12 protein-coding genes are annotated in these 13,055 nt (G+C 36.3%); 2 read left to right on the top strand and 10 right to left on the bottom strand.

Features of this window, described 5'->3' with window-relative positions:
- Positions 1-7 precede the first annotated feature (7 nt).
- From KORDIASMS9_RS16710 to aroC, 9 genes are read right to left on the bottom strand one after another with little or no spacing between them, the layout of a single operon-like run.
- Positions 8-838 carry an N-formylglutamate amidohydrolase gene (locus KORDIASMS9_RS16710; protein WP_114903933.1) on the bottom strand — a complete coding sequence of 277 codons (831 nt, stop codon included), beginning with the start codon at positions 836-838 and terminating at the stop codon, positions 8-10.
- 16 nt (positions 839-854) lie between these two features.
- The gene (locus KORDIASMS9_RS16705) at positions 855-1,403 is read right to left on the bottom strand and encodes a hypothetical protein (protein WP_114903932.1); all 549 of its coding nucleotides are present in this window, start codon (positions 1,401-1,403) and stop codon (positions 855-857) included.
- A gap of 7 nt (positions 1,404-1,410) precedes the next feature.
- Positions 1,411-1,812 carry a DUF5345 family protein gene (locus tag KORDIASMS9_RS16700; RefSeq protein ID WP_114903931.1) on the bottom strand — a complete coding sequence of 134 codons (402 nt, stop codon included), beginning with the start codon at positions 1,810-1,812 and terminating at the stop codon, positions 1,411-1,413.
- Between the two features lie 11 nt (positions 1,813-1,823).
- Positions 1,824-2,879 carry an RDD family protein gene (locus KORDIASMS9_RS16695; protein ID WP_114903930.1) on the bottom strand — a complete coding sequence of 352 codons (1,056 nt, stop codon included), beginning with the start codon at positions 2,877-2,879 and terminating at the stop codon, positions 1,824-1,826.
- A gap of 31 nt (positions 2,880-2,910) precedes the next feature.
- Positions 2,911-3,735, bottom strand: a complete 825-nt coding sequence (locus KORDIASMS9_RS16690) for a sulfurtransferase (protein ID WP_114903929.1) — start codon at positions 3,733-3,735, stop codon at positions 2,911-2,913.
- 1 nt (position 3,736) lies between these two features.
- Positions 3,737-4,768 carry a glutathione synthase gene (gene gshB, locus KORDIASMS9_RS16685; RefSeq protein WP_114903928.1) on the bottom strand — a complete coding sequence of 344 codons (1,032 nt, stop codon included), beginning with the start codon at positions 4,766-4,768 and terminating at the stop codon, positions 3,737-3,739.
- A gap of 60 nt (positions 4,769-4,828) precedes the next feature.
- Positions 4,829-6,280, bottom strand: coding sequence for a dicarboxylate/amino acid:cation symporter (locus KORDIASMS9_RS16680; protein WP_114903927.1), 1,452 nt, complete (start codon positions 6,278-6,280; stop codon positions 4,829-4,831).
- A gap of 25 nt (positions 6,281-6,305) precedes the next feature.
- A complete protein-coding gene (locus tag KORDIASMS9_RS16675) occupies positions 6,306-6,824 on the bottom strand; it encodes a hypothetical protein (protein WP_114903926.1) in 519 nt (172 codons plus the stop codon).
- Positions 6,821-7,885 (bottom strand): chorismate synthase, encoded by a 1,065-nt coding sequence (aroC, locus tag KORDIASMS9_RS16670; protein ID WP_114903925.1) that lies wholly within the window; start codon positions 7,883-7,885, stop codon positions 6,821-6,823. The genes KORDIASMS9_RS16675 and aroC overlap by 4 nt, the downstream gene beginning before the upstream one ends.
- A 169-nt stretch (positions 7,886-8,054) precedes the next feature.
- Here aroC and KORDIASMS9_RS16665 point away from each other — a divergent pair, with 169 nt between their 5' ends.
- The gene (locus KORDIASMS9_RS16665) at positions 8,055-8,903 is read left to right on the top strand and encodes a UDP-2,3-diacylglucosamine diphosphatase (RefSeq protein ID WP_114905276.1); all 849 of its coding nucleotides are present in this window, start codon (positions 8,055-8,057) and stop codon (positions 8,901-8,903) included.
- A 331-nt stretch (positions 8,904-9,234) separates the two neighbouring features.
- Entirely contained in the window at positions 9,235-9,942 is a 708-nt protein-coding gene (locus tag KORDIASMS9_RS16660; protein ID WP_162820011.1) for a DUF6090 family protein, read from the top strand.
- A gap of 180 nt (positions 9,943-10,122) precedes the next feature.
- Here KORDIASMS9_RS16660 and KORDIASMS9_RS16655 read toward each other — a convergent pair whose 3' ends face one another.
- Positions 10,123-13,041 carry an FAD-binding and (Fe-S)-binding domain-containing protein gene (locus tag KORDIASMS9_RS16655; RefSeq protein WP_114903923.1) on the bottom strand — a complete coding sequence of 973 codons (2,919 nt, stop codon included), beginning with the start codon at positions 13,039-13,041 and terminating at the stop codon, positions 10,123-10,125.
- Between the last annotated feature and the right edge of the window lie 14 nt (positions 13,042-13,055).

Below are 13,055 nucleotides of genomic sequence, written 5' to 3'. Positions count from 1 at the left end.
TCTTTTCTTAGCTGTTATATGTTTGATAAAAATCGTCGGCATGCTGTGGAATAAGGGTTTTCAATGCCTTTTCAACGGCAGAAACCACTTCGGGGAACATGATCTGATCAATTTCGTCGCAATATATCTTTTTTACTTCAGTTGCCAAAACTAAGGTGTTACTAAAATGCTGTGTGATGTACTTTAAAAAATATCCATTCCCCTGAAACGTATCGTTAATTTTTGAAGTAGCTGCAATTCCGTTTGGCAGTTCAATTTTTGACAACAACGCGCGCCAATCTTCAATAATTCCACCAAAACGTTCATTATCAACATTAGATGTTCCCAAATTAAAGGTTGGCACTTCTCGCTCCCAGCGTTTCCAGTTGTATGAATGCATGTCATAAACAACACAAACGCCGAATTTCTCTTCAAGTTTTGACATCAATGCGTGTACAACTTTATAGAAATTGTGGTGTTTTGCCAAACTTTTCTGCTTCATGTCATCAGCTAAAGGCGCATGCCACAATTGTTTTCCCCAAGCATCTTCGTAAATAGCACTTTCGGGCGCACGGTTTAAATCGTATTCAAAACGAGAATCCATTCCTGCAATCACAATCGGATGTGTTTGTACCATTTCTTTCGTGGCTGGATCTTCTTCAAACCAACGATCGTATTCGGTGTGCATGCAATTTTCCCAGAGTTCTCGGCGAAACTGATGTCCGTCGTGTACCGCACCACACGCATACGGAACGTATTTGTCAATTTTTATCGTAAACGAATAATCGGAAGAAACTGCTTCAAACAGTGCTTCTTGCTCAATTTTTGTGATAATCTGGTCGATGGTTAGTTTTTTCATAAATTTATCTACTTACTTATTTTACAGGTCGTTTTGATCTAAATAATTTTACGGCAGTTTGTGGGTTTTCATCTTCAAAATTAATCTTATAATCATAATCATACAATGCAAAAAAAGTATCCATGCGTTTTTTTTGAGCTTTTGCTGCACTATTGGCATTTGTATATTTTATATAAGGTGCAAATGCATATCCAATTAATGAAATTCCTACTATAATTGCAAAAAGACTTTCCGTAAGAATCCTAGCTTCTCTTTCTGTGAGAACGCTTGTATAAAAAACACCAATTTTAAAAAGCATTTCAATAAAATAGACAATACCTATAATGATAACTGTACCAATAAACAAAGATAAAATTAAATGATATATTACTTTTAGTTTTTCATCTTGCAGTTGTTTGTATTCCGTGTTGATTTCCACAATCTTGGCTTTAGCATTACTTCCAAAAGTTATTTTGGGACATTTTCGAGAAAAATCTGCTTTTTGCTTTGTCAATCCACATAAATTTCCGTTTGTAAAGTCAAATTCTTTATGTTCACAAAAACTACAATGTCCTGAAATTTCCATGTATTATTTATATGCTAAATAGCTTGATACTTTTCTTCACAACATATTCTCCTTTTTCATCATACGAAACACGAATGTCTGCTTTATAATCTAAATTATTGTTTTTTAATAATTCGTGCAACTCTAACGCCTTTTTTTCGTGAATGTCTATTTCTTTTTTACATCGTTGCAACGGTCGAAAAGCAATGGCTAACAAAATTCCACCAGCGGCAATCGCACCTTGAAATATAGGAAACGCTGTCCATTCTGCAATACTTCCATACGCACCTACTCCAATAATGATGATCGCAATAATTCCTAGTACGGATGCCTCTTTTAATAGCTTCTTTCGTTTGAGTTTTAGCTTTTCGATAATTACAAGCGTGTCTAATAGCTTTGTGCTAATACGTTCATTTTCTTGTGTATTCATGTTTTAATAAATTAAAAAATACTAAAAATATTTACAAACGCAGTCAAAAGTATCATCAATCCAAAAACTATTAAAATTCTATGGATGAAGCGATCGTATTTTTTTTCAGCAGTTTGTTGTACAACGGTTGTCGTCGAAATTAAATCGTGCCAACCAATGCTTCCAAAAAATGAAAACGCTTCAAACGGAATTCTTCTCGAAAAAGTGCGCCATATAAATTGATTAAATGTGATGTTTCCCTTTTTATAGTTGATGATTCGCGAATTGGTCAAACATTTTCCTGGAGTCGTTTTGAAGATTGATTCAAAAAATAAATAGTAGATACTACTTGCAATAAAAAATAGAATATACACGCTAAAACGATCGCCAAAAGTTTCGGAAAGCATCGTGGTGAATGATCTTGGTAATATAAAAATGAATTTTGAAAATATACCAATAATCAGCAGTATATCAACCAAATAGTGTGCTAAACGTTTCCACTTCGAAACTCTTACATGACGTAATGTTTCAGCAAACCTATTGTCATTGAGGTATACTTTAAGCCCAAAATCGTCCTCAAGTGGCACCAATTGTTTTTCCTGAAAACTTCGTTGCAGATAGATATAACTGATGAAAATAACTAAAGATAGTTTGAAAACTATAACACTAATTGTCCATGGATTCACAGTAAGGGCATTACCCATCATGAAAGGTAGCGTTATCAATGCAACAATTCTTGTAAAAAATAGTAATGAAAAAGCAAAATCTAACATACGATTCTCCTTTTTTTTGCTTTTGATATATATAATTGCACCTATAAAAAATAGAAGTGCAAAAAATATTTCGAAGGCAGGTTTTCTGATGTATGAGGATCCAAACTGAACGGTAATCGTTAAGAAGTCGGATCGAAAAAATGAGAAGCTTACACCGCCAAAGTTGATCAAACGAAATGTTTGTATAACTCCATCATATAAGGAATACTTATAAAAAAAATCTAAAAAGTATGATAAAATGTTTATTCCAGAAAAATACAAAGCAATGTATGCACTATTTTTATAGATGAAATCTTTTACTTTTTGAAAGTTCATGTGTTAGGTGTTTGTAAATGATTGGTCAAATTTATCGGTGTACACTTCCCCATTCCGTCCAAGAACCATCATATACATAATATGAAGTATAATCTGCAATATCAGCCGCTAAAGCGAGAATACACGCCGTAATTCCAGATCCGCAAGTAAACGTAAAAGGTGTTTTTTTTGTGTTGAATGCTGAAAATATAGTTTGAAGTTCTTCTTTTGATTTGAATGAATTCTTGTGTAAAACTTCAGTATAAGGTAAATTTTTTGAGGTCGGAATCGTTCCGCTGCGCAATCCTGCTCTAGGTTCAGGTACGTTTCCTGTAAAACGCGCTTCTGATCGTGCATCTAAAATAATTGTAGCATCATTTGCAACGGTTTGAAGCATCTCTGGATAATTTTTAAATAAATACAACTGATCTTTCCCTTGAAAATCTCCGCGTTTTCCCTCAAAAGGGATTTTCGCTTCTACAGGATACTTAGCAGCTCTCCATGCAGGAAATCCACCATCAAGAACGGCAATATTATCAAATCCCATGCTTTTAAACATATACCAAACTCTTGGTGCAGCGTACATTCCCAATTCGTCATACACTACAATCGCGCTGTCTTGATTGATGCCTAATTTCTGCGCTTTTTCTGTAAAAGCTTCCACAGAAATCATCGTATTTGGAAAAGGCGCGTTTAAAACACTGAACACCTTTTTTATATCAAAAAATCGTGCATTCGGAATTTGCTGTGTTTCTTGTTGCGCCGTATCGCCCACAACTTTCGGAATGGTTCCGTTTAAAACTATAAGATTGGTTGCATGAACGTGTTCTTGCAACCAATCTACAGATACTATTGAATTTTTTAGTTGAATGTGCATTTTATGCGTCGTCCACAGCTTTGCGTAAGCGAACGCGTCTGTCAAAAGCTTGCAATTTATCCACAACTTTGCTTTCTACAAAATCAATTACTTTTTCTTGCAAGCGTGTTTTGTATACTTTATTGATATAGGTAATTCCTCCTGGCGACATTACGTTTACTTCTACCAATTTCCCGCCAATTACATCAATTCCCACAAAATACAATCCGTCATTGACCAATTTCGGTCCAATTTGCTTGCACAAAGCTTTTTCTGCTTTGGTTAATGTATGTTTCTGTACGCTTCCGCCAGCACTTACGTTTGATCTGTGATCGTCTGATCCTGGCACGCGTTTCATGGCACCAATCGGTTCTCCATTCAACAATAAAATACGAACATCACCTTGGTCAGCACCTTCTATATAATCTTGAAGAATGACATAATTAGAACTTCCATCAGTGTTGGTAATATAAAAGTCGAGCAGCGATTTAATATTGTTCATGGCAGATCTTTCGATCAAAATCACACCAGAACCACCAAAACCATTCAACGGTTTCAAAATCATTTTATCAGCTTTCGATTCCTTGATTTGTTCTACCAAATAGTCCTTATTTTTAGATACATGCGTATTCGGAATAATATTGCTGTGTGCATCGCCAAAAGCAGCAGTATACAGCTTATTATTAGCTTCGCGCATTCCTTGAAGCGAATTCACAATAAATACATCGTCTTTCACGGAATCCAAAAAGTTCAACATAATTGGATCTAACGGTGGGTTTGCCCGCATAAATACCACATCAAAACCTGCTAAAGGCAACATTTCTTCACGCAATTCTGCTTTCATATAAAACGATTTGAGCGTACTCGGCACTTTGTCCATGCGCTTGATAACGGTACAGAAAGCATTCGTAACACTATCGCGAATGGTTAAGTTTGACGGCGTACAAATGGCGACTCCATGTCCTCTTTTTGCACATTCTTTAATTAAAGCTAAGCTTGTATCGTTTTCTGGATCGATATCTTCCCACGGATACATTAAAAAACAGATATTCATTGCGGTCTTTTTTTGGTTATTTTGTTGATTTCTTTAAAAATATATAAAAAAATGGTTTTATTATGATTCTTTAGGAGGATAATTATCATCCCAGTTTTTTGGTTGTGGTTCGTGTAGTTTCCCTAAAGACTTGGCAACGACCATGGACACTGTTGCGTCTCCTGTAACGTTGATAACCGTTCTGCACATATCCAACGGTCGATCTATCGCAAAGATTAATGCCAAACCAATTGGTAACAATGCCGGATCAAACCCTACAGATTCTAATACAATGACCAACATTACCATTCCAGCACTTGGCACGGCAGCACTTCCAATAGAAGCTAATAAAGCGGTAAATACGATGATCAATTGCACTTGAAAGTTGATATCTTCTGGCGTCAGCACTTGCATGATAAATACGGCTGCAATCGCTTGATACAAACTGGTTCCGTCCATATTTACGGTTGCTCCTACAGGCAATACAAATCCTGAAACTTCTTTATCAACACCCAAATGTTCTTCTACACGTTCCATCGTTACTGGCAACGTTGCCGCACTGGAACTTGTGGAAAACGCTAACAATTGCGCCGGACTGATTTGTTTTAAAAACCATAATGGTGATTTTTTGGTGTACACCGCGACAATTGCTAAGTAGAAAAATATCATCAAGATCAATCCGCCAACAACGCAGAATCCGTACGACAACAATTTCATCAATATTTCAGGATCATCAAAGGCGACAATAACGTTGGCTAGTAATGCAAAAACGGCATAAGGCGCAAAAAGCATGATTAAATCGACCATTTTCATGACGATTTCGTTCAAGGAATCGAAAATATCAATCATGGGTTTGGCTTTCTCGGCGGGAATGAGCAAGAGGCAAATTCCCAAGAATAAAGCAAAGAAAATAATTTGAAGCATTTTCGCTTCTCCCAACGATTTAAAAATATTTTGTGGAAAAATATCAACCAAAGCCTGTAATGGTCCAGCATCTTTTTGTGCAGCGGCTTTCATGAGTTTGTCATTTACTCCGTCAGAATCTGCATATTTTAGTTTAATTTTCTCAATCGTTTCTTTTGGCATTCCCGTTCCAGGTTGGACTGTATTTACAATTCCTAAGCCAATAATAATCGCTACTAAGGTCGTAACTACGTAAATTCCAATAGTCCGCAAGCCCATTTTTTTAATTTTAGCAATGTCTTTTAAATCGGAAATCCCTTTAATTAAGGACGCAAGAATTAGCGGAACGGCGATCAATTTCAACAAATTGATAAAAATGGTTCCAAAAGGTTTTACCCAACGACTGATAAAATATTCGGCACGTGTAGTTTTAATTTCTCTTGCAGGAATTTGCTTGACAGACGTCACCACTTCTCCATTCACAATTTGCTGTACAATTTCTTCGGAAGCGGCAATTTCTTTCAAAACTACTTTTTCACTTCCCCAAGAAGTTGACAGTAAGATGAAGGCGAAGATGACACCTAAAACCATTCCTATCAAAATTTTCCAATGTAATGCCATTTTTTTCATGCTGAATATATTTCTGTTCTGTTGACTATTCTTCGTTTGGTTTTGTGGTAAATATGTTTGCGATTGGTTTTCTTAAAAAAAGAATGACCAATCCGACTAAGATATATAAAAAATTAGTGATCAAATTTGATTGTAAATCTCTTGTATTTTCTCCCAAAGAAAAAACGTTGCTATTGATGTTCGATTTGAATAATGCATAACCATCCATTAATATGTAAGGAATTGAACAAATCAACATGTATATTCCCATGATGGCGATGGCAATTTCTATAATATACGTACCATCTGCTTTAGAAAAATCGAAGCGTTCTGTTGAAAAACCGCGATCCAATCGTAAAAATTTCACGAGTCCTTTTGCATTGGAAATCATGAGATAAAAAAGGGCAAAAAATAACAAGATGACTCCTACATACACAAATATTAAATATGAATCTGTATCATAGCCATATACGATAATTTGTGCCATTAAAGGAAATATAGCTTCAATGAAAAAATAAATTGCCATGATTCTGATGACAGCAATAAAAAAGTCCTTTACGCTCATTTTTTGATAGTCCTGTTAAGTAAATAATAATCCGCCAACACCAATGCTGCCATGGCTTCCACAATAGGAACGGCGCGTGGTACAACGCACGGATCGTGACGACCTTTTCCTGTCATTTCTACAATTTCACCGTCTTTATTGATGGTATCTTGCGCTTGCATAATCGTCGCCACAGGTTTGAACGCTACATTGAAATAAATGTCCATTCCGTTGCTGATGCCTCCTTGCACTCCGCCTGAAAGATTTGTTTGTGTCGTTCCGTCTGCGTTGAAAATATCGTTGTGTTGACTTCCTTTCATCTTCGCGCCTGCAAAGCCACTTCCGTATTCAAAACCTTTTACGGCATTGATGGACAACATTGCTTTTCCTAATTCTGCATGCAATTTATCAAATACAGGTTCGCCCAAACCGACAGGCACATTTTGTATCACGCACATTACGGTTCCGCCAATGGTATCGCCTTCTTTTCGAATTTGACGAATTCTTTCTTCCATTTCTTGCGCTTTCGCAGGATCTGGACAACGCACGGGATTGCTTTCTGTCAAGGAAAAATCTAGTTCTTGATAGTGTTTGTCTAGCGTAATTTCTCCCACAGAAGACACAAACGCGTTTATTTTAATATTGGAAAGTAATTGTTTTGCAATGGCGCCTGCTACAACTCTACATGCGGTTTCACGCGCTGAACTTCGTCCGCCACCACGATAATCGCGATGTCCGTATTTTTGATCGTACACATAATCTGCATGCGAAGGTCGATACGTTTCTTTAATATGTGAATAATCGCGTGATTTCTGATTGGTATTGTGAATGGCAAATCCGATTGGAACGCCTGTTGTTTTTCCTTCAAAGATTCCCGAATAAAATTCAACCGCATCGGGTTCTTTTCGTTGTGTAACAATTGCAGATTGCCCAGGTTTCCTACGATTCATTTCATGTTGAATCATCTTCAAATCCAATTCCAATCCTGCTGGACAACCGTCAATAATTCCGCCAATTGCCGCGCCGTGCGACTCTCCAAAAGTGGTCAATTTGAATAAGGAACCAAAAGTATTTCCTGCCATAGTCTTTTTTTAACAAATGTAAATTTAAACTAACAGATTTAAAAACCCAACAAATGCTTAAAATTAACTTAACATTTCAGCGATTTGCTTGATAAATTGGTAACATTCAAGCAACTAAGCTTAACACTATTTTTTCATCAAATTTTTTGGTTTGTTTTTTATTTGTGGCGTGAAAAAAGATTTTGTCAAAAAGCGCACTGTTGACCTTTTGGTCTTGTCCGATGTTCATTTAGGAACGTACGGTTGTCATGCCAATGAATTGCTTGCGTACTTGAACAGTATTGAGCCAAAGAAAATAATTCTGAATGGTGATATTATTGATATTTGGCAGTTTAGAAAACGGTATTTTCCAAAAGCTCATTTACAAATCATTAAAAAGCTGATTGACTTTACAACAAAAGGTGTGGAAGTGATTTATATTACAGGAAATCACGATGAATCGTTGCGTCGTTTTTCAGATACGAAGATGGGAAATTTTTCATTGGTAGATAAATTAGTGTTGGAATTGAACGGCGAAAAGGCATGGTTTTTTCACGGCGATGTGTTTGATGCGTCCATTCAAAATGCCAAATGGATTGCGAAACTTGGCGGAATGGGTTATGATTTGTTAATTCGTTTGAACCGAGTGATGAATTGGGTTTTGCTAAAATTTGGACGTGAAAAATATTCTTTGTCTAAAAAAATCAAAAATAATGTAAAGAAAGCAGTAAAATATATCAGTGACTTCGAAGAAGTTGCTGCCGATTTAGCAATTGACAACGGATACAATTATGTGGTTTGCGGACATATTCATCAGCCACAAATGGAGAAAAAAACCAATAGAAAAGGTTCTTGTATCTACTTAAATTCGGGCGATTGGGTTGAAAATTTAACAGCGTTGGAATACCATAAAAATCGTTGGAAACTTTACCGCCATAGCGAAGATCGCTTGACTGCTTTTTATGCTGATGAAGAATTGAAATCTATGGATTATAAGGATTTGTTGGCGGCGATTACCATTGTAGAAGATCCTAAATGATTTAGATTTACAGACTGCTTAGACTTCTTAGAAATTGAACATTTTTTTTGACTTTAGTTACGCTTAGAAGCACATTCGCTACTAGATTTTAGACATGTTCGATACGACTTTGCTAATCTAAAGGAGAAGCATAGCGACGTGGCAATCTTTTTCTTTTATAGCACAATTTGATTTCTTAACTAAAAGATTACTTCTTTATGCTGACTCATAGTGATGTTCCAAAGCATTCACATAAAAAAATAATTCCTAATTTGCCAAAAATTAACGGTTGCATATTAAGACTGTTTGTAATTTATCAAATAGCATGATGAAAAATTTAAAAGAGAACAGCTTGAAGAAAAAAAATCTAAAGCAATATGTGGTATTTGCCATTGGGGAAATATTCTTTATAATAGCAGGTATTTTAATTGCCCTCAGCATTAATAACTGGAACGAGAATCGGATTTCTTTGAAAAAAGCCGATGTGTATATTGATAAAATCAAGAAAGATTTGGCGGTAGACACTACTTATTTTGAGTATGCTATCAAAAGAATTGACATAAAAATTGACTATAAAAAAAGTCTCTTCAATCCAGATAGCATAGCGAAATTTACCACGAGTCAAATTCAAGGAATCGTCACTTCAGGAACTAATAATATTTCTATCAATACTAATGCGTATAACAAAATGGTAGAATCGGGCATAGTGACCTTGCCAGAAAAGAAGTTTCTATTTGAAAAATTAGACAATTATTACGCTGTTTTTAATACATATCTAATGGAATTTAATAAATGGGAAGAAAAGTCTGTAGATAAGGATATGGATTTTTGGATTTACCAGAATCATTATGAATTAGAATACTTAGATTCTATCCCCAAGGTAGCAAATCCGAAAGAAAATAGAGAAAGTCTACTAAAGGTTGTGACTTCAAAAGCTGGGAAAAATTATGTAAACATGTCCATTTTAAGAGAAAAACGCATGAAAGAGATTTACACCAAAGCTAGAGATGGCGCCAAAAAACTGATCAAAAGAATTGATTCTATTCAAAATACTAAGTAGACTTGTTTTGGCAAGCAGGAATCTTTTAGATTACTGATGCTTTTAAATTTTTAGACTTTTTATATAGAAATCTGAATATTATTAGAAACAGATTGCCACGACTGCGTCTCGCAAAGACGTATCATAGAAGTCGTAAATCTAGGAGGCGAAGTCGATCTAAAGCGAAACGTGTCTAAAAATCTACACCAACGCTTGTCTCAATACCGTAATCGGATGCAACGCTTCTCTACTCGTTCCATCTTTTATTTGATGTCTACAACTCGTTCCGTTTGCTGCAATGATGGTATTGACTTCCGCCGCTCTGACCGCAGGAAACAACGATTGTTCACCAACGTTCATACTGACTTCATAGTGTTCTTTTTCGTAGCCGAAAGATCCTGCCATACCGCAACAACCCGAAGCAATAATTGTTGGTTTGTAGTTTTTGGGTAAATTTAAAATGTCATACGTGCATTTTTGATTGGACAAAGCTTTTTGATAACAATGCACATGAATTTTCACACTTTTGGCTTCTTCCGTAAACGATTCAGAAGTGATTTCGCCGTTTTTTATTTCTTCCGCCAAGAATTCTTCTAACAAATAGGTGTGTTTCGCAATGTTTTTTGCCGCTTCTTTATCATCTGCCAAACGGATATATTCATCGCGAAAGGTGAGAATTGCAGAAGGTTCTATTCCTACCAAAACCGCGTTTTCGTGGATGAAATCTTTAAAGATAGCTACATTCTTATTCGCTACTTTTTTGGCTTCTGGCAAGAACCCTTTTGAGATAAACGTACGTCCACTTTCTTCATGCGATACATGCTTGATTTCATAACCCAAAGCGGATAAAACAACCAACGCGTCTTGTCCGATGTCAGATTCCAAGTAATTGGTAAATTCATCACTAAAAATATATACTTTTTTATTTTTAAAAATATTTGTATTTAATTGATTTAATGATTTTTGAATAATATTATCTAAAGTTTTACTTGAATTTATTGGTAACGTACGTTCTTGTGCAACTCCTAACGTTTTTTTGATGATTTTTGACGTAAAACCATTCGTTTTTACAAAATTAGAAAGTCCAGGAAATGCGCTCGCCAAACGATTCGATTTGGTTGAAAAAGCAAAGGCTTTATCTCGAAATGTTGGTTTGTTAGATTTGTAATATTGATGCAAAAATTCAGCTTTTAATGCAGCAACATCTACATTGCTCGGACATTCGCTCGCACAGGCTTTACAACTCAAACACAAATCAAAAACTTCTTTGAGTTCTTTATGATCAAACTTGTTTTCCTTTTCAGAAACCGTTAAAAATTCACGCAAAGCATTAGCTCTCGCACGTGTGGTATCTTTTTCGTTTTTCGTAGCGCGGTAACTTGGACACATGGCTCCGGAAAACGACGCAGGTTTTCTACAATCGCCCGAACCATTACATTTTTCAGCAGCTCGTAAAATTCCTTGACTGTCCGAAAAGTCAAATAACGTTTGTATTTCTGGCTCTTCGCGATCAATTTCATACCGTAAAGAAGTATCCATTTTAGCAGCATCCACAATTTTCCCCGGATTGAAGATATTGTTCGGATCAAACATAGCTTTTACTTCTTTGAGCAATTCGTAGTTCTTCTCGCCTATCATGACTGGAATAAACTCTGCGCGCACAATGCCGTCGCCGTGTTCTCCACTGAATGAACCGTTGTATTTTTTGACCAATTTGGCAACATCATGTGTTATTTTTCGGAACAACACGACATCTGCTTTCTTTTTAAGATTCAGAATCGGACGCAAATGCAATTCTCCCGCGCCTGCATGTGCATAATACACGGCTTTTTGCTCGTATTTTTTCATCAACTGAGAAAATTCAGCAATATAATCAGCTAAATCTTCTAGCGCAACTGCCGTATCTTCAATACATGCCACGGCTTTTTTATCGCCAATGATGTTTCCTAACAAGCCCAAACCAGCTTTGCGGAGTTCCATTGCTTGACTGATTTCTTTTCCGCGTAATACAGGATAATGATAACTTTTTCCTTCTTTTGCCAAAGAAGCGATCAATGCTTTTTCCTGTTTTTCTAAATCATTTGCATCATTCGAGCGCAATTCGAGTAGTAAAATTGCTTGTGGATCGCCTTTGACGAAGAATCTGTTTTTCGCTTGCGCGAGATTTGACTTTGTACAATCTAAAATAATTTTGTCCATCATTTCACAGGTGTACAAGTTGTGTTGCATGGTCAATGAAACCGATTGCAAACAATCTTCTATACTTTCATAATGTGCTGCCACTACACAGCTTTGTGCTGGCTGTAAATCATCTAATTGTAAAGTGATTTTTGTAGTAAACGCAAGTGTTCCTTCACTTCCAGAGAGCAATTTGCACATGTTGAACGTTTCGCCATTTGTTGAAAATGGTTGCAAACGTAACAATTCGTCAATCGCGTAGCCTGTATTGCGTCTGTGAATGACTTCTTTCGGAAATTGCGCTATAATTTCTTTCTGATTCGCATCCTCCGAAAGCATTTCATATATTTTTTGATAAATGGCACCTTCAAGCGTATGCAACTTTCGTTTTTGATGGAATGTTTCCGTAGAAATTTCTCCAAAGGTTACTTCGCTTCCATCAGATAATAATACATCCATTTCCAAGACTTTATCGCGCGTAACGCCATATTGAATGGATGTTGTTCCTGAAGAGTTGTTTCCCACCATGCCGCCAATCATACAACGGTTGGACGTTGATGTATTCGGTCCAAAAAATAAATTGTTCGTTTGTAAGTGATTGTTTAACGCATCGCGCACAACGCCAGGTTGCACCGTGACTGTTTTTGCGTTTTCATCAATATCTAATATTTCCGTAAAATGTTTAGAAACATCTACCACAATACCTTCGCCCACACATTGTCCTGCAAGCGATGTTCCCGCAGTTCGTGGAATGAGTGATGTTTGGTGTGTGTTTGCCAAATCGATCAAGAGTTTTAGATCGGCTGTGTTTTTTGGATACGCAACGGCTAACGGTAGTTTGCGGTATACAGATGCATCTGTTGCGTATAGTATTTTATGTAAATCATCATAAAAAATAGTTCCTGAAAAGGTATCTTTTAGTTGTTCCAATTTCGTCTTCATGTCACCGTTTTGAG

Origin of the sequence: Kordia sp. SMS9 (assembly GCF_003352465.1) — a bacterium.
Taxonomy (GTDB): domain Bacteria; phylum Bacteroidota; class Bacteroidia; order Flavobacteriales; family Flavobacteriaceae; genus Kordia.
Note: the sequence above shows the minus strand (reverse complement) of the source record. Positions and strands in the feature narration are given on the sequence as shown.